Origin of the sequence: Hymenobacter latericoloratus, from assembly GCF_014199535.1 — a bacterium.
Classification (GTDB): Bacteria; Bacteroidota; Bacteroidia; order Cytophagales; family Hymenobacteraceae; genus Hymenobacter; species Hymenobacter latericoloratus.
In genome coordinates this window covers 236,487-252,378 of record NZ_JACHNV010000005.1, presented here as the reverse complement: position 1 = coordinate 252,378, position 15,892 = coordinate 236,487, and the positions used below count along the sequence as shown (strand labels likewise).

The following is a 15,892-nucleotide window of genomic DNA, read 5'->3' as shown; positions in this document are numbered from 1 at the left end:
TTAAAAACTGAGAATTAAAAATGTGGATGAAGCAGGATGATATAGTTCTTGCGAAAAGTTATGCGTTTGCGGTGCGGAGTGTGCGGTTATATAAACATCTGCGGCGGCAAGGCGAGGCACCTCCGTTGGCCGCGCAGATATTGCGCAGCGGAACCTCAGTGGGAGCCAATGTGGAAGAGGCAATAGGTGGTTTTTCGCGGCGCGATTTCATAGCGAAGTGCAGCGTTGCATACAAGGAGGCACGAGAAACTCACGTTTGGCTGCGCCTGCTGCGCGACACGGAGTGTTTGGAAGCGCGGCTGGCTGATTCCTTGCTGGAAGAAGCCGAAGAGTTGAAAAAGCTGCTAGCAGCATCATTCTCTCTTCCCGCCAAAATGCTAAACCAGAGCAGAAATAATTTTTAATTTTTAATTCTCAATTTTTAATTGAATTCCTCTCCCGCTCGCTACAGCCGCAGCATCGACTGGCCAACGGTCCTGCTTTACCTGTTGATGGTAGGCCTGGGCTGGCTGAACGTGTACGCGGCCAGCTACTCGCCCGATGCGCCGGCCAACCCGCTCAGCTCCCTGGGTTTTCAGGAATTAATGGCCTACGACTGGTTTAAGCAGATTTTGTGGGTAGCCACCGCCGTAGTGCTAATCGTTATTCTGCTGGTGGTTGATTATAAGGCCTACGACACGTTTGCGTTCGTGCTCTACGGGGGCATGATTCTGCTGCTCGTCATCACCCCATTTATTGCCCGGCCCATTGGGGGTTCCCGGTCGTGGCTGGAGCTGGGGCCCATGCGCCTGCAGCCGGCGGAGTTTGCTAAGTTCGTGACGGCCCTGGCGGCGTCACGCTACATGGCCAGCATCAATCTGCGCCAGCAAAACTTCCGCGACCAGCTGGTGCTGGCGGGCATCACCTTGTTGCCCCCGCTGCTTATCCTGGCGGCCAATGAAACCGGGCAGGCCTTGGTGTTCGCCGCGTTTTTGCTGGCGTATTTCCGGGAAGGCATGTCGCCGCTGATTCTGGTGATTCTGGCGGCCGGCGGGATTATTCTTATTCTGGCCCTGTTGGTACCCAAGCTGTGGCTGGTAGGCGCGTTTACCCTGGTGCTGGGCCTGCTGTTTGCCTTCAACTCCAGGCTATGGCGGCACCATCTGCCCTTGTCGCTCAGCGTATGGGTTGTGGTGATTGGCATGGTGTTCGGGGTTGATTTCTTTTTCAACAACGTGCTGCAAGCCCACCAGCGCAAGCGCATTGAAGTGCTCATCAACCCTTCCGCCGATCCGTTGGGGGTAGGCTGGAACGTCACGCAGTCGAAAATTGCCATTGGCTCGGGCGGCTTTGCCGGCAAAGGATTTTTGCAGGGCACCCAAACCAAGTTCGACTTCGTGCCCGCCCAAAGCACCGACTTTATTTTCTGTACTATTGGCGAGGAGTGGGGCTGGCTGGGTACCACGCTGGTGGTAGTGGTTTTTATGGCCTTGTTGATGCGCATTGTGTACGTGGCGGAGCGGCAGAAATCGGTGTTTGGGCGCACCTACGGCTACTGCGTAGCCAGTATCATCTTCTTTCACTTCTGCGTGAACATCGGCATGACGATTGGGCTGGCGCCGGTGGTGGGTATTCCGCTGCCCTTTTTCAGCTACGGCGGCTCCTCGCTCTGGTCGTTCACTACGCTGCTGTTCATTCTGCTGGCTATTGATGCCTACCGCAAGCAGGATCTGGAGCGGTATTAGGCCGCCGCGTTGCTTCCCCGCGCGGGCTATAGCAACTTGCACCCATGAACTACCCCGCCGCGGCTCCGCCTGTCCCTGTTTCCCACGTACCTAGGTGGGTGTGGGCGGGACTGGTGCTGCTGCATCTGGTAGCGCTGGGGTGGCAGCTGCGGCGGCAGCAACCGTATTTTCCTGATTCCGGCCGCTACGTGCAGGCCGCGCACAACCTGCGCACGCACGGCACTCTATACGCCGAATCATTGGCCGGGCCAGCCCTCAGGCCGCAGGAATTCACCATTCGGCCCCCGGCCTACCCCCTGCTACTGCTGCTAACGGGAGCAGACACTGCGGGGCGGCAGCCGCTGATTATGCTGCTGCTGCAAAATGGGTTAAGCCTGCTGAACCTGACGCTGGCGTTGCGCTGGCTGGCCAGCAGCAGGCTAAGCCCGCGCCAGTGGGGCCTGGTGCTGCTGCTGGCCGCTACCGCTCCGGCCCAGATTATTTACGCCAACGTGCTGATGAGCGAGCTGCTGCTGCAAACGGCGGTGGTGGTGCTGTGGCGGGCCCTGCTGGCATTTGGGCAGCCGGCCCGCCCTACCAGGGCCTTTGCGGTAGCCGCTCTGGCTACGGCGGCTGCGCTGCTCAGTAAGCCGGTGTTTTTTCCGGCGGCGGCTTTCCTGTTGGTGCTGGGCCTGGTTACGGGCTGGCGTCGGCAGCGGCCGGCCCTGGCGGTGTGGGGGGCGGTTCCCGTGCTGGTGGCATTGCTCTGGATGAGCCGCAACGAAGCACGGACGGGGTATTTTCACTTCTCCAGCATTACCGAAATTAATCTGTTGCGCTACAACGTGCGGGGCGTGCTGCAAGCCGCCGAAGGCCCGGCCGCGGCGGAAAACTTCGTGCGCAGTACCCTGGCGGAGAGTGAGCGTCTGCCCGCCTTCCGGGACCAGCAGCACTACGTTCAGCGGGCCGGAATGACCGTGCTGTGGCGCTACCCGTTGGCCTACGCGGGGCAGCACCTGCGCGGCATGCTCACTTTCTTTCTGGACCCTGGCCGGTTTGACCTGGTGTACTTTCTGGGCCTGCAAGATGCGGCGGGCCCGGGCTTGCTGCACCACCTGAATCAGCGGGGCTCCCCGGCCCTGTGGGAGTACCTGCGGCACCTGCCGCTGGGCCTGCTGGCCGGCTTGCTGCTGATACTGGCGGCCAACCTACTACGGCTGGTACTAGTGCTCCGGTTCCTGGCAAGCCGGAGCTATAGCCGGGTTTCCCGGTTGCTGCTGCTGGCCCTGGTAGGGTACGTTGCTTTCCTGACGGGGCCGCTGGGAGCGTCGCGCTTTGTGGTGCCGGTGCTGCCGTTGCTGCTGGCCGCCGCTGGGGCCGGGCTTACGGCTGGTCCGGCGTTTCGCTCAGCGGTGGGCGCTGCCTGGCAAAGCCTGCGCCCAGCCACTGGAACAGGGGATGATGGGTAAGAATCAGGGAGAAAGCCACGGCAAAAACCGGTGCCGCCAGGTAGCCCATCCGCCCCAGGTCGCCGGAAAGCAGCATGTGGATGGCTACAACAGCTAGCAGACTCAGGGCCGGCCAGCCCAGCGGCCTAAGCCAGACCGCCCGCGCCGCCCGGCCCCGCAGCCCAGCCAGCAGCACCAGGCTGAAAAACCCGAAGATGCTGAAGATTTCGCCGGCTCCTTTCACGGAGAACAGGCGGTGCAGGGAATAAAGCAGGTTTTCCGTGTGCGCCAGCGCGTTGTGCACACTCTCGGCCGCTGCTGCCCCAATGCGGGCATCAATCCAGCGCCGCAGGGCCAGCACCACCGCGCCGCTCAGCAGCAGCCAGCCAGCCTGGGCGGGCCAGCGCAGGGCCCGCTGCCCCCACCACAGCAGCCACGGCACCAGAAATACAAACGATTCTTTCGCGTGCGGCCCCAGCAGCAGTACGGCCACCAGCGCCGGGCCCGAGCCCTGGCGAACCGCGTAGAAGGCCAGGGCAAACACCAGCAGGTATAGGCTGTCGACCAGGGGTAGGCCGGCCGTGTACACGGCCCAGCGGCTCACCAGCACGGCGGCCACGGCCAGCGCCGCAGCCGGGGGCGAGGCCCCGTATAGCTGGCAGCTGCGGAACAGCACCAACCCAAACCCAGCCATCAGCAGGCAGTTTACCGCGTAAAACCCCAGCCGGAGCGGCCAGTCGGTGGTGGCGCGGTGGGGCCAGATGCGGGCGTACACTTTCTCCAGCGGCCAGGCTACGGACGCCGCGGCCCAGGGCACCAGCACCCGGTAGCGCCGCGTAATACTAACGCCCGCAAACTCGCCCCGGGCCACGCGCAGGTAGCTGCGCGTATCAAGGGAGTGGGAGAAATCGTAGTGCACGTACATGGTGTACGCCGGGCCCGCTACCAGCCCCAGCGCCAGCAGGTACACCAGCAGCCAGCGCGGCCAGCGGAGCGTTGGCAGGAAGGATGCAGGAGAGGGCATAGGGGCCATACAAAGCACTAAGCAGCGAAAATTTCGCCTTGGCAAGCCAGGCAAGATAAAGCAGTCCGGTAGCATAGCGGCCCCGAAAGCCGCGGCGGCCGACTGACGTACTGCCAGCCGGCCGCCGCGCTGCAAAGCGCCCCGACCCAAACGGCCCGCATTACCGGCCCGCCACGAGGCTACAGACTAAACTTCCGGTCGATGAGCTTCAGGAGCTTGTTGATGTGCTCTTCCTTGCGTACCCAGCCGTACTGAGCCTGCAGATTTTCCGTTACGTAGCGTTTGGCCGTGCTGGCGTCAGGCAGCGTGTCCAGGTGCTGAATAACGGTGTGATACTCCATATTTTCGCCATTGAACAGCTCATTGATAAAGCTAAAGCGCTGGTTGATGGAAATGGCCTCCCGCAACGACTCGACCCGTGGAGCCTTATCGGCCAGCGTGGCGGCACTCCGTTCCTGGCGCAGGGTCTCGCTCAGGCTGGGAGCGGCTGGCTGCTCGGCCTTTAACTTCTCATACAGCGGCACGGCGCTGCCCGCGGCTACCTCCGCCAAAGGCCGCCGTGCTTTGGTAAGAGCTTCCGGGGTAGGCGTGGGGCGGTTTGGGGCCGTCGGAGCGGTGGCTACCGGCGCCGGTTCCGGCTTGGGCGCTGTTGCTGGGGTAGGAGGCAGCGTAGGCGCTGCTGCTACGGGAGGGGTTGGTGCTGCCGGCGGGGTAGGGGCCGCCGGAGCCGCAACGGCAGGAGCATCTTCCTCAAGCAAATCCTTTTCCGAGAGAGGTAGCAGAACGTTGAACTGCTCCAGCACTTCCGCAACGGGCTGCAGCGTGGCAGCGGCGGCTTCCTCGTGCAGGCGGAAGCGGCTCAGCAGGTAGTCGCGCTCCTGCTCCTGGCCGGCCGGCAGCGCATCCAGAAAGGCCTCAAACAAGGGCTTGTTCAGGTCCAGGTAGCGCAGGCCTTCCCGCAGCTGCTCCGGTGTGTAGGTAGTGGCCTCGCCCAGCAGCTTCTGCGTGAATGTTTCGGACGGGGCCAGGGTTCCGGCCAGCGTATCGGCAATGGCCTGGGCCAGCAGGGGCTCGAACACGGGGCGGCTGAGCTTGATGCGCCGCGAGAGAATGTTCATGAACTGGGTCAGGGCCTGGCGCACGTCGGCATCCTCAAAATCGAAGTAGGAGCTGCGGAGCTTGGCCATTTCCGCCGTCCATTTACCTAGTAACTGCTGCAGCACAAACAGGTTTACCTGCCGGATGGGAGTGAAGCGCAGCACGGCCGGTCCGTCGAGCGTAGCCGTGGGGCGGGCCCCGAAGTGCTGGTCGCAGAGCAGCGAGGCCAGCAGGCGGCCGTATTGTTCACGCTTGGCGTGGCTATATTTGGTCTTCATGAAAAGCCTGATTCAACGGGCAATTTAGGGAAAGATGCCCACTCTACTTGTGCAAAATCTGCCCGGCGGGGCCATTGCCGTACCGCCCGGCGCTACCTTGCTGGCCGCTATTCAGGCCGCCGGCCACGACTGGCTGCACGCCTGCGGTGCCCGGGGCCGCTGCACCACCTGCCGGGTGCAGGTGGTCCGGGGCCTTGAGCTGCTAACGCCGCCCACCGGGCCGGAGTTGCGCTACCAGGCCGCGGGCCGGCTGCTCCCAACCGAGCGCCTCACCTGCCAGACCCATCTGCCCGCGGGCGAGGTAGTAGGCCGGGTGCCCGATGCCACCAAGCTCCCGCACATTCCGTATTCTGAGTGAAACGGGGCGGTTCCGTTACCGGGGCAGCCAGTTGCGCGGGAGCTGGCGCCGCCGCTAGCCCCAGAAAAATGCGCAGCGCCCCGGCCAAGGTATGGCGCACAGTATAAGCAGGTAAGCCATCCGAACTGCGGCGGGGCGCGCTAAAGGGGAGGCCCACGGGTTGCTGGTATCCGGAAGCAAACGCGTAATTTCGGTAATTGGCTTACTGCCCGGCCCGTTTGCCGACGTATTCGCTCACCTTCTTATTTTCTCCTCCTGTGTTTATCGAACCCCGCGTCGGTACCGGTCGTGATAGTGCCCGTCGGGGCTGGATTGAAGTCGTGTGCGGCTCCATGTTTTCGGGCAAAACGGAAGAGCTGATCCGGCGCCTGAACCGGGCCAAAATTGCCCGGCAGCGGGTTGAAATCTTTAAGCCCGCCCTCGACACCCGCTACCACGCCGAGGATGTTGTCTCGCACAACCAGAACAGCATCCGCTCCACGCCCGTGCCCGTGGCCCAGGAAATGCTGCTGCTGGCCGCCGGCTGCGACGTAGTGGGGGTGGACGAGGCCCAGTTCTTCGACGAGTCCTTGGTGGATGTATGCGTGCAACTGGCCAACCGCGGCACTCGCGTGATTGTGGCCGGCCTCGATATGGACTACATGGGCCAGCCCTTCGGTCCCATGCCGGCCCTGATGGCCGTGGCCGAATTTGTGACCAAAGTACACGCCATTTGCGTGTGCTGCGGCGAGCTGGCATCGTACTCATTTCGGGTAACGGCGGCGGAAAGCAAGATTCTGCTCGGCGAAACCGACGCCTACGAAGCCCGCTGCCGCTACTGCTTTCAGGAAGGCATGCGCGAGAAAGCCGCTGAAACCACCAGCCAGGCCGAGCTGAAGTAAGCAGCAGGTCGGTAGCTGCCGCCGTACGAAAGCCGGGCCGGGGGCGTTATCTTGCCACTGCGCCCCGTGTGCGCCCTACTTCTTTGCCGATGACTTTTGTGCTACGCCTGCGCCGGGGGGCTACCCTCGCGGCTTTTTTCCTGTCTGCTCTAGCAACAACGACAACTGCCCGGGCCCAATCTGCGGCTGGCTACGGCGACTGGCAGCTGCATTTGCCCACGAACCGGGCTAAGGCCTTGGCTGAGGTAGGCGACCGGGTGTACGTGGCGGCCGAGGATGCCTTCTTCTACTTTGACAAGAGCCTGAACACGACCCGGCTCCTCTCGCGGCGCGACGGCCTGCACGATGTGGGGGTGAACACGCTGGCTTACGACTCGGTGAGCCGGCAGGTGGTGGTGGCTTACCGCAACGCCAACCTGGATATTCTGCGCCTGCAGGATGGGGCCGTGCTGAACCTCAGCGACATTGTGCGCAAGGAGCTCAGTGGCACCAAAACCATCAACCACATTCACATCAGCGGCAAAACGGCCTACCTGGCCTGCAGCTTCGGGATTGTAACGCTGGACCTGACCCGGCTGGAAATCCGGGATACGTACACCAACATCGGGCCCGGCGGTACGGTGGTGCGGGTGTACGCTACTGCCGTGGCGGGCAACCAGCTGTTTGCGGCTACCTCCAATGGCCTGATGCGGGCCCCGCTCACGGGCAACCTGCTCGACTACCGGGCCTGGACGACGGACCTGCCCACGCGTGGCACCGACTCCTTTAGGACCCTGGCTGTGCAAGCCAGCTACGTAGTGGCCGGCAGCAACGGCGACCAGCTGTACCGCTACTCCGTGGCCGCGCCTGTCGCGGGCTGGCAGCCCGTGGGCAGCCCGCTGCGGGGGCTGGAGTTCCGGGCCCTAACCCCGTCCCGCGCGGGGCTGCTGGTGATGAGTAATGCAGGCCTGGCGGTGCTGAACCCGGCCACCGGCGCGGTGGGTAACACGCTGCGCCCGGCGCTGCTGCAGGATGGGCGGGCGGCTTTTCGCTCCCGGGAAGGAAGCTTTTTCCTGGCCGATTTCGCCAACGGGCTGCTGAAAACTACCAACGGGCAGCAGGCCGAGCAGTTTATCACCAATGCACCGGCCCAGGCTCAGGCTTTCAGCGTGCTGGCCGATGCCCGCATCAATACCGTGGACGTTTTCAGCGGCGGCTACACCGACCGGTATGTGCAGCGAGAATTTCGACAGGGCTTTTTTGAGTATAAAAACGGGCAGTGGACCAATATTACCAGCGGTACGCTGCCCTCGGCCGCGCAGTACCCCAACCCCAAAGATCTGACCCGGGGTACCCGCACCCCCGACGGTACCCTCTACGTGGCCAGCTACGGCAACGGGCTGCTGGAGTGGAAGGGGCCCGGCGAATTTCGGTTGTTCAATCCGACGTCAGGCCTGCCCAACCCGCTGCGTAGCGCCATTGCCAACCCTGATTTCACGCGGGTAACCGACGTAACTACCGATGCGACGGGCCGGGTGTGGGTCGTCAACCGGCACCAGGTAGCCGGCCAGTCGGGCCTGTTCGTGTTCGAGCCGGCCGCTACGGCCTGGACCGTTATTCCCTACTTCGAAGGAAGCGAAAACCTCGACCGGCTGGCCCTGGACGACGCCGGGGTGGCCTGGGTGTCGAGGGCGCGGGCCGGGGGCAGCAGCCTGGGCATCATTGCCCACGATCCGGCCACGGGCAGCACCCGCTACTTTGGCGAAACCGATGGGCTGCCCAGCGCCGAGATATACGACCTGGTGAAGGATCGGCAGGGCTACATCTGGGCCGCAACCCTAAAGGGCCCCGCCGTTTTTACCGACCTGGGCGGCACCTTCAACTCCTCCGAGCCCCTGGGTTTTACTACCCCTATTGTGCGGCGCGGGCCTGGTTCTGGCTTCGCGGCCTTGTTTAATGAAGCCGTGCGGGCTGTTGCCGTGGATGGGGGCAACCGCAAGTGGTTTGCCACTGACCGCGGCCTGTGGCTGTTCAACCCCGATGGCGACGAGGCCCTGGAGCATTTCACTACCGAAAACAGCCCCCTGCCTTCCGACCGGATTGTGGATGTGGAGGTGAACGATAAAACCGGCGAGGTCTTCGTGGTGACGGATGCGGGCGTGGTATCCTACCGGGGTAGCGCCACCGTAACGGAAGGCAAACCCAGCTGCGCCAGCGTGTTCCCCAACCCCGTGCGCACCGATTTCAGCGGGCAGGTGGGCATTGCGGGGCTGGCCAATAATGCCATGGTCAAAATCACGGATGTAACCGGCCGGCTGGTGTACCAAACCCGCGCCAACGGCGGCACCGTCACCTGGAACCTCGCTGATTATAACGGCCGCCGGGTGCAGTCGGGGGTGTACCTGGTGCTCTCGTCGGATGCCGATGGCAAGAACGGCTGCATCAGCAAAGTAGCGGTAGTGGAGCGCTAAGGCCCTGATGAAGGACGCAATTTTAGCCCGACGAAAGGAGCCAATTTACCGGTTTGCGTTGTTCTTACTTGCCCGGTCTGGCGGGTGGCATCCGGCCTGCGGCTGGCACCTGGGGTAGCCCGGCCGCGCCGCCCGCCGGTTGGTCCTGTACTCTTTACTAGCTCATTTCTTCATGCTAATCAAAACCCGCGGCATTGTGCTGAATTACATGCGCTACCGCGAAACCAGCATTATCGCGCGCATCTATACCGAGCAGCTAGGGCTGCAGAGCTACGTGGTAAACGGGGTCCGGAAGGCCAAGCCGCCGGGCCGCATTGCCTTGTTTCAGCCCCTTACCTTACTCGATCTGGTGGCGTACACTTCCCGCAGCGGTGGGCTCACGCGGCTCTCGGAATACCGTTGCGCCGAGCCGTTCCGGACCCTACCTTACGATGTGCGCAAGAGCAGCGTCGCGTTGTTTCTGTCCGAAATTACCGGCCGCGTGCTGCAGGAAGAGGAAAAGAACGAGCCCCTGTTCGGGTTTCTGCACGATTCCATTCTGGCCTTTGACCGCCAGCAAGAAGGCTTCGAGAACTTTGCCCTGGTGTTTTTGCTGGGCCTGAGCCAGTATTTGGGCTTCGGGCCCGAAACCGGGGAGCAGATTACCTCGCAGGTAGCCTTTGCCGCCGCCGCCACCATTGGGCCCGGTAGCACCGGACCCGTAGCCCTGCGCTTTCAGGAGTTTGAAGAGCATTTCGATGCGTTGCTGCGCGACCCCGGGGCCGCCACCATTCCCAACGGGCGGGTGCGCCGGGAACTGCTGGACGTGCTGATTCGCTACTACCAGCTGCACGTGGAGCACCTCGGCGACGTCCGCTCCCTGGCCGTACTGTCGGAAGTGCTGGCGGAGTTGTAGCCCTGTGTTGCTCTCTGCCGTTCTTCGGCCCAATGGCGTCAGCCGTTCAGCTGGTTGCTACCCGCGCCGCGTGGGCTGCCAGAGTGGCTTCCGCCTACCCCCTGGTATCTACTCAACCCCTCCCCGCGCCAAGCCCCACCGAGATTGGTTTGCCCGGTTTCGGTAGGGCTTGGCGCGGGGAGGTAGTGGGCTCTGGCGGGGCCAGAATCACGGATGGCGGGCAAAGCTGACTGGCCTTATTTCACCCCAACCAGCTCTACGTTAAAGCGAAGGACAGCATTGGGCGGGATGTCGGCGCCGGCGCCGCGCGGCCCGTAGGCCAGGCCCGAGGGAATCAGCAGAATGGCTTTGCTACCCTTGTTGAGCGCGGCAATGCCCTGGTCCCAGCCCGGAATAACCTGGCCCGTACCCAGCGCGAATTCGATGGGCTGGTTGCCGTTTCGCTCGGAGGAATCAAATACTTTGCCGTTGAGCAGCAACCCCTTGTAGAGCACCGAAACCGTCTGGCCCTTTTTGGGCTTGAGGCCGGTGCTGGCTTTAGTAACCACGTAATACACCCCGCCGGGCGTTTTCAGGGCCTTTAGCTTGTTTTGCTTCAGGTAGGCCTGAATGCGGGCGTCGTCCTTGAGGGCTTGCTGGGCAGCTTGTTTTTTGGCTTGCTCCTGGGCCAGCTGCGCCTGCTGTTGCACTTCCTGCAGGGCTTCGGCTTCCGTCTGCACCTTTTCAGCCTTGGCCAGCACCGTGAGGGTAGGGCCGGCCCGGCGGATAAACGGCGGCACCGGCTGCCGGAACGACTTGGCAAATACCGTATCCACGTTCAGGCGAAAGACACCCGAGTCGCCGGGCTGCAGCAACGACAGGGCTTCTTCTACGCTACCGCCCTGCTGGCGCCGAAGCGTATCCAGGGGCACCCGCACGGGCTGGCCGCCGCCCTGGCGGCGGGAGTGCATCAGCACCGAGTCGGTAGCGGTGCGGAACTCCAGGTGCAGGCTCAGGATGCGGCCCACGCGGGTGGAGTACGCAGGGTCGCCGGTGGGGGGTAGGGCCGGCCGCAGCACGTAGCGCCCATTTTCGCGCCGGTAAATGCGGTATTCCAGCCCGGAGCGTAACCGGTTGAACGGGGTAGGCTCGCCCTGGAAGCCCATCAGGAACGTGCTGCCCAGCAGGGCCAGAAGTGAAAGGCGGTAACGAAACGGAAGGAGCAGCATAGCAAGGAAAAGAGCAAATCAGAAAGCCAAGTTAGCCCGGATTTATGGCACCAGCCGAAACAGTTGCCGCAGCCGGCGGGCAGCCGTTAAAAACAAGCCGGCCCACTGGCGGGAAACCAGTGGGCCGGCAGTTATTTTATTTTCAGCACTTCCAGCTCGAATACCAAGTCAGCATTGGGCGGAATCAGGTAGCGTTGCTCATCGTCGGGGTCGGGGCGCCCCTCGGGGCCGTAGCCCAGCGCGGCCGGAATCCAGACGCGGGCCCGGCTGCCCTGGGGTAGCAGCAGCAGCACCTCGTCCCACCCTTTTACTACCTCGCCCCGGCCAGCCCGGACTTTCAGCGGTCCGCCTTGCCTGACCGATGCGTCGAAAATACGCCCATTGCCCAGGAAACCGGTGTAGTGCACCAGCACTTTATCGCCGGGACGGGGCGTAGGGCCCGTGCCGGGTTGCCGAATCAGGTAGCGCAGGCCGGAGGGAGTAGTAATGGCTTGCGCCAGTAGGGTGTCGGCCGTGGGCACGGCCACGGGCAGAATCTGCTGCGCCTGCCCAACCAGAGGCACAGCGCCCAGGCTTAACACCAGGCTGCCGGCCCCTACCAGCCACCTGCCGCGCTGCTTACTGCACATCCAGAATCTCCATGTCGAAGAGCAGAGGCGTATTGGGCGGAATAACTGCCGAGCCCGCGGCCCCGTACGCCAGGTACGAAGGAATAATCACCTTTTTCCGGTCGCCTTTGCGCATTTCCAGCGTGGCCGTGTTCCAGCCTGAAATAGTTCCCGTCTGGCCGTTCACAAAGCCAAAGCAGCCGCAGGTAGTGCGGTTGTCGCTGGAGGCCTCAAACACCAGCCCCTCATTGTCTTTGCCAATAAAGCTGCCAATGTACTTGGTGGTTACTTTGTTGCCGGCTTTAATAAGTGGGTTGCTGGTGGGGCCTTCCGTTACGGGTATCAGGTATATGCCCGAGGTAAGACGGGTATAGTTCGTGATGCTGTTGCGGGTGAGGTAGTCCTGAATAAGAACATCATCGTTCTTTTTCTGCTCCTCTTCCAGCTGCCGCGTCCGCTTGATATAGTCCGGCTCCGTGTTGCAGCTGGTCAGGGCCGGCACGGTAGCAAGCGGCAACACCAGAAAAGAAAGGGCCAGCGCAAACTTCTTCATGGGGGTAAACGCAAAGGGTAACCGGAGGTCACAAAAAACCTTCCGAAGATGGAAACTTATTTAATGTCCGCTGCTTCCACGTCGAAGCGCAAAACAGAGTTAGCCGGAATGGTGCTGACAGCCCGGCTGCCGTAAGCCAGACCCGAGGGAATCAGCAGGATGGCTTTGCTACCCTTGTTGAGCAGCAGAAATCCTTCGTCCCAGCCGGCAATTACCTGGCCGGCCCCCACCGTAAAGGAGAAAGGGTTGGCGGCGTTGGCATTGCTGTCAAACACTTTCCCATCGAGAGTAGTGCCCGTGTAGCGGGCTGATACTGTCTGGTTTTTCTTAGCGTTGTCGCCGGTGCCGGGCTTGGTAATGGCCACGTACAAGCCGGAGGGCTGGCGCTGGAAACCCGTCAGGTTGTTGGCCGCAATGTAGGCCTGAATGCTGGCCTCGTCGCGGGCCGGAATATCAATAACGTCCACCACTTCCACGTCGTAGCGGATGATGGCGTGCGGGGGTACCACGTTGCTGCTCAAAGAGCCATAGGCCAGGGGTGAGGGCACCAGGAAGGTCGCCTTAGCCCCCTTATTCAGCAAGGCAAAGCCCTCATCCCAGCCCGCATTCTTGCCCTTGCCCAGTACGAATTCAAAGCTGCCCAGCGTAGTCATGTTCGACTCGAAGACGGTGCCGTCGAGCAGCGTGGCTTTGTAGCGGGTAAGCACCACTTGGTCTGTTTTGGCCAGGGCGCCGGTGCCGGGCTGGGTAATGTTCACGTAGAGGCCCGAGGCCTGACGCTGGAAGCCCGTAAGCTTGTTATCAGTAATGTAGGATTGAATGGTGGCTTCGTCGCGGGCGGCGTAGTCCGTGTTGTCTTCCTCGGTTTTTTCGCAGGCCGACAGCGCCACCGCAAGGAAGCCGAGCAGGAATACCGGAAGCCAGGCGGCCGCCCGGAAGCGGAGAAGAAATGTGCGCATACTTACAAAAGAAAAGGCAGTTTACGGATAAGAGCAAAAAGCCCCCGACCCGGTTGCACCGGACCGGGGGCTTTTCTGGTAGATGCGCTAGGGTAAACTATTTACCCTGCTGCTGGCGCTGCAGCTCCTCCAGCTGGCGCTGGATGTCCGCGGCGTTGGGCTGCTGGCTGGCGGGGGCCGGCGGGGCGTTTTTCACGTCCACCAGCTCCACGTCGAAGCGCAGAATGGCATCGGCCGGAATGTCGGCGCCGGCGCCGCGCTGCCCGTAGGCCAGCGACGAAGGTACCAGCAGGAAGCCTTTCGCACCCTTCGCGAACTGCGCAATGCCCACATCCCAGCCCGGAATTACCTGGCCCTGGCCCAGCACAAAGTCGAAGGGCTTATTGCCCATCTTTTCTGACGAGTCGAACACTTTGCCGTTTTTCAGCAAGGAACCCTTGTAGAGTACCGATACCAGCTGGCCGGCTTTGGGCTTGGCGCCCGTGCCGGGGATAGTCACGGCGTAGTACACACCCGAGGTGTCTTTCTGAACCGTCAGGTTATTTTTCTTGATGTAGGCCTGCAGCTCCACATCATCGGTTTTGATTTGCTGCTTGGCGTGGGCCTGCATTTTCTGGGGCAGCTCGGCCTGCATTTTCTGCACGTCGGCCATGGCCTCCTCGCGCGTCTGCACCTTATCCACCTTCACGAACATGGTCATGGTGGCGCCGGCCTTCTTCATGAACGGCGGCACCGGCTGGCGGAACGACTTGGCAAAAATGCTGTCCACGTTGAAGCGGAACACGGCCGAGTCGCCGGGCTGCAACAGGCTGATGGCTTCTTCCAGGCCGCCGCGCTGCTCCTTCCGCACCGAGTCCAGGGGCACGCGTACGGGATAGCCGAACTGTTGCTTGCGCGAGTTGAACAGGATGGAATCCTTGGCCGTGCGGTACTCCACGTGCAGGGCCATGATTTTGCCCACCCGGTCTTTGTAGGTGGCATCTCCTTCGGCGCCTACTTCGCGGGAGTCATACTTACCGCCGCCGGTGCTTTTGAAAACCTGGTATTCAATCCCCGATTTGGTCTTGCTGAAATCACCGCCTTTGTTGCAGGAGGCGAGGCCCAGAACGCCGGCAGCAAGGGCCAGGCTCAGGAAGTTGCGTTGAAGGAACATGAAAGGGTTTAGCGTTATGACGGAATGAGGGCCCAAGTTACACTGAATTATGCCGACGGCGGCGCGGCGGCCAGCGGGGCCGTCACCAACTTCGTCTGGTAATCGGGCAGCAGGCTCAGGAAGCGGTCCACGGTAGCCTGCAGCGGCTCATGGCTGATGCCGCCGGCGGCGTTGTGATGCCCGCCCCCGTTGAAGTGTCGGCGCGAAAACTCACTGACCGAGAAGTCGCCCACTGAGCGGAAGGAAATCTTCACGGCCTGGGTGCGGTCAATGAGGATGGCGGCAAACACGATGCCTTCGATGCTGAGGGCGAAATTGACAAGACCTTCCGTGTCGCCGGTTTTCGAGTGGTACTGGCGCAGCTCGTCGGCCGTAATGGCAATATAGGCCGTATTATACTCGCGCAGCACCGTCAGCTTGTCCTTCAGCACGAAGCCCAGGAAACGCAGGCGTTCCTCGGAGTGGGAGTCGTAGATGCGGCGGTGCACGTCGGAGAGGTTGATGCCGGCGTTGAGCAGCTCGGCAATAATGAGGTGCACGTTGCGCGAGGTGCTGGGGTGACGGAACGAGCCCGTATCCGTCATGATGCCCGCGTAGAGGCACTCCCCGATGCCCGTATCAATCAGGTCCTGGTCGCCTAGGTCGCGGATAACTTCAAAAACCAGCTCGGCAGTAGCGGCGGCTTTGGAGTTGGAGTAGTCGAGGTCGGCAAACTGCTCCGGCTCCTGGTGGTGGTCGATGAGGACTTTGGTGCCGGGGGCCTGCCGGATGTACTCGCCCAGCTCGTTGATGCGGCCCAGGCAGGAGAAATCAAGGCAGAACAGTACCTCCGCCGTCCCGATGATTTCACGGACCTGCGCGTCGTTTTCCGTGGGCTCATATACCACTACCTCCTCATTGCCGGGCATCCAGGCCAGGAAGTTGGGGTAGTCCGAGGGCGTAACCACCGTGACGGAGTGGCCCTTCTTGCGCAGGTAGCCGGCCAGGCCCAGCGACGAGCCCAGCGCGTCAGCATCGGGCTTGTGGTGAGTGGTAATGAAAATCTGTCGGGGGTGCGCCAGCAGCTCCTTCAGCTCAGATATTGTGGACATTGCCTACGGGGTAGGTGACTGAATTTCGGTCGATTAGGCCGCGTACAAAGGCGGCAAAAGTCGTAAATATTCTGGGTTCCAACAAAACCCCGGGAGGAAAGGTGCGTTTAAGGCGCTCGTTGCCCGGGGTAGATTAGCAAGACACTTTTGGGTAATCCTTCAGTTCCACCTCGCAATGCCGGCTA

The 15,892-nt window shown here is 62.1% G+C and carries 15 protein-coding genes; 7 read left to right on the top strand and 8 right to left on the bottom strand.

The window, feature by feature from the left end; all coding sequences use genetic code 11:
* The first annotated feature begins 20 nt into the window (after positions 1 to 20).
* From GGU46_RS16885 to GGU46_RS16875, 3 genes are read left to right on the top strand one after another with little or no spacing between them, the layout of a single operon-like run.
* Positions 21 to 404 carry a four helix bundle protein gene (locus tag GGU46_RS16885; RefSeq protein WP_246399070.1) on the top strand — a complete coding sequence of 128 codons (384 nt, stop codon included), beginning with the start codon at positions 21 to 23 and terminating at the stop codon, positions 402 to 404.
* Between the two features lie 21 nt (positions 405 to 425).
* Positions 426 to 1,724, top strand: coding sequence for a rod shape-determining protein RodA (rodA, locus tag GGU46_RS16880; RefSeq protein ID WP_139924618.1), 1,299 nt, complete (start codon positions 426 to 428; stop codon positions 1,722 to 1,724).
* A 44-nt stretch (positions 1,725 to 1,768) separates the two neighbouring features.
* On the top strand, positions 1,769 to 3,172 hold the full coding sequence (locus GGU46_RS16875) for a hypothetical protein (RefSeq protein ID WP_183404733.1): 1,404 nt from the start codon (positions 1,769 to 1,771) through the stop codon (positions 3,170 to 3,172).
* Here the strand turns inward: GGU46_RS16875 and GGU46_RS16870 are convergent.
* Entirely contained in the window at positions 3,087 to 4,175 is a 1,089-nt protein-coding gene (locus GGU46_RS16870) for a hypothetical protein (protein ID WP_183404732.1), read from the bottom strand. The genes GGU46_RS16875 and GGU46_RS16870 overlap by 86 nt on opposite strands.
* A 179-nt stretch (positions 4,176 to 4,354) precedes the next feature.
* Complete coding sequence (locus tag GGU46_RS16865; protein ID WP_183404731.1) at positions 4,355 to 5,551, bottom strand: hypothetical protein; 1,197 nt, start codon at positions 5,549 to 5,551, stop codon at positions 4,355 to 4,357.
* A 34-nt stretch (positions 5,552 to 5,585) separates the two neighbouring features.
* Between GGU46_RS16865 and GGU46_RS16860 the strand changes: the two genes are divergently transcribed.
* The 4 genes from GGU46_RS16860 (at position 5,586) to recO (ending at position 10,135) form a co-directional block, all read left to right on the top strand.
* Positions 5,586 to 5,909 carry a 2Fe-2S iron-sulfur cluster-binding protein gene (locus GGU46_RS16860; protein WP_183404730.1) on the top strand — a complete coding sequence of 108 codons (324 nt, stop codon included), beginning with the start codon at positions 5,586 to 5,588 and terminating at the stop codon, positions 5,907 to 5,909.
* 257 nt (positions 5,910 to 6,166) lie between these two features.
* The gene (locus tag GGU46_RS16855) at positions 6,167 to 6,790 is read left to right on the top strand and encodes a thymidine kinase (protein ID WP_183404729.1); all 624 of its coding nucleotides are present in this window, start codon (positions 6,167 to 6,169) and stop codon (positions 6,788 to 6,790) included.
* Between the two features lie 89 nt (positions 6,791 to 6,879).
* Complete coding sequence (gene porZ, locus GGU46_RS16850; RefSeq protein WP_183404728.1) at positions 6,880 to 9,240, top strand: type IX secretion system anionic LPS delivery protein PorZ; 2,361 nt, start codon at positions 6,880 to 6,882, stop codon at positions 9,238 to 9,240.
* Between the two features lie 172 nt (positions 9,241 to 9,412).
* Positions 9,413 to 10,135, top strand: coding sequence for a DNA repair protein RecO (gene recO, locus GGU46_RS16845; RefSeq protein WP_183404727.1), 723 nt, complete (start codon positions 9,413 to 9,415; stop codon positions 10,133 to 10,135).
* A gap of 236 nt (positions 10,136 to 10,371) precedes the next feature.
* Here recO and GGU46_RS16840 read toward each other — a convergent pair whose 3' ends face one another.
* The 6 genes from GGU46_RS16840 to GGU46_RS16815 all read right to left on the bottom strand — a co-directional run bounded on the left by GGU46_RS16840 (position 10,372) and on the right by GGU46_RS16815 (position 15,707).
* Positions 10,372 to 11,343, bottom strand: a complete 972-nt coding sequence (locus GGU46_RS16840) for an FKBP-type peptidyl-prolyl cis-trans isomerase (RefSeq protein WP_183404726.1) — start codon at positions 11,341 to 11,343, stop codon at positions 10,372 to 10,374.
* Positions 11,344 to 11,474: 131 nt separating this feature from the next.
* The gene (locus GGU46_RS16835; protein WP_183404725.1) at positions 11,475 to 11,906 is read right to left on the bottom strand and encodes an FKBP-type peptidyl-prolyl cis-trans isomerase; all 432 of its coding nucleotides are present in this window, start codon (positions 11,904 to 11,906) and stop codon (positions 11,475 to 11,477) included.
* Between the two features lie 55 nt (positions 11,907 to 11,961).
* Positions 11,962 to 12,504 (bottom strand): FKBP-type peptidyl-prolyl cis-trans isomerase, encoded by a 543-nt coding sequence (locus GGU46_RS16830; RefSeq protein ID WP_183404724.1) that lies wholly within the window; start codon positions 12,502 to 12,504, stop codon positions 11,962 to 11,964.
* Between the two features lie 56 nt (positions 12,505 to 12,560).
* Positions 12,561 to 13,463 carry an FKBP-type peptidyl-prolyl cis-trans isomerase gene (locus GGU46_RS16825; protein WP_183404723.1) on the bottom strand — a complete coding sequence of 301 codons (903 nt, stop codon included), beginning with the start codon at positions 13,461 to 13,463 and terminating at the stop codon, positions 12,561 to 12,563.
* A gap of 97 nt (positions 13,464 to 13,560) precedes the next feature.
* Positions 13,561 to 14,616, bottom strand: a complete 1,056-nt coding sequence (locus tag GGU46_RS16820; protein WP_183404722.1) for an FKBP-type peptidyl-prolyl cis-trans isomerase — start codon at positions 14,614 to 14,616, stop codon at positions 13,561 to 13,563.
* Between the two features lie 47 nt (positions 14,617 to 14,663).
* The gene (locus GGU46_RS16815) at positions 14,664 to 15,707 is read right to left on the bottom strand and encodes a DHH family phosphoesterase (protein ID WP_183404721.1); all 1,044 of its coding nucleotides are present in this window, start codon (positions 15,705 to 15,707) and stop codon (positions 14,664 to 14,666) included.
* Positions 15,708 to 15,892 lie beyond the last annotated feature (185 nt).

Coding starts and splice junctions, on each gene's coding strand:
- GGU46_RS16885 (WP_246399070.1), top strand. CDS start 21: ATGTGGATGAAGCAGGATGATATAGTTCTTGCGAAAAGTTATGCGTTT.
- GGU46_RS16875 (WP_183404733.1), top strand. CDS start 1,769: ATGAACTACCCCGCCGCGGCTCCGCCTGTCCCTGTTTCCCACGTACCT.
- GGU46_RS16870 (WP_183404732.1), bottom strand. CDS start 4,175: ATGCCCTCTCCTGCATCCTTCCTGCCAACGCTCCGCTGGCCGCGCTGG.
- GGU46_RS16865 (WP_183404731.1), bottom strand. CDS start 5,551: ATGAAGACCAAATATAGCCACGCCAAGCGTGAACAATACGGCCGCCTG.
- GGU46_RS16860 (WP_183404730.1), top strand. CDS start 5,586: ATGCCCACTCTACTTGTGCAAAATCTGCCCGGCGGGGCCATTGCCGTA.
- porZ (WP_183404728.1), top strand. CDS start 6,880: ATGACTTTTGTGCTACGCCTGCGCCGGGGGGCTACCCTCGCGGCTTTT.
- recO (WP_183404727.1), top strand. CDS start 9,413: ATGCTAATCAAAACCCGCGGCATTGTGCTGAATTACATGCGCTACCGC.
- GGU46_RS16840 (WP_183404726.1), bottom strand. CDS start 11,343: ATGCTGCTCCTTCCGTTTCGTTACCGCCTTTCACTTCTGGCCCTGCTG.
- GGU46_RS16830 (WP_183404724.1), bottom strand. CDS start 12,504: ATGAAGAAGTTTGCGCTGGCCCTTTCTTTTCTGGTGTTGCCGCTTGCT.
- GGU46_RS16825 (WP_183404723.1), bottom strand. CDS start 13,463: ATGCGCACATTTCTTCTCCGCTTCCGGGCGGCCGCCTGGCTTCCGGTA.
- GGU46_RS16820 (WP_183404722.1), bottom strand. CDS start 14,616: ATGTTCCTTCAACGCAACTTCCTGAGCCTGGCCCTTGCTGCCGGCGTT.
- GGU46_RS16815 (WP_183404721.1), bottom strand. CDS start 15,707: ATGTCCACAATATCTGAGCTGAAGGAGCTGCTGGCGCACCCCCGACAG.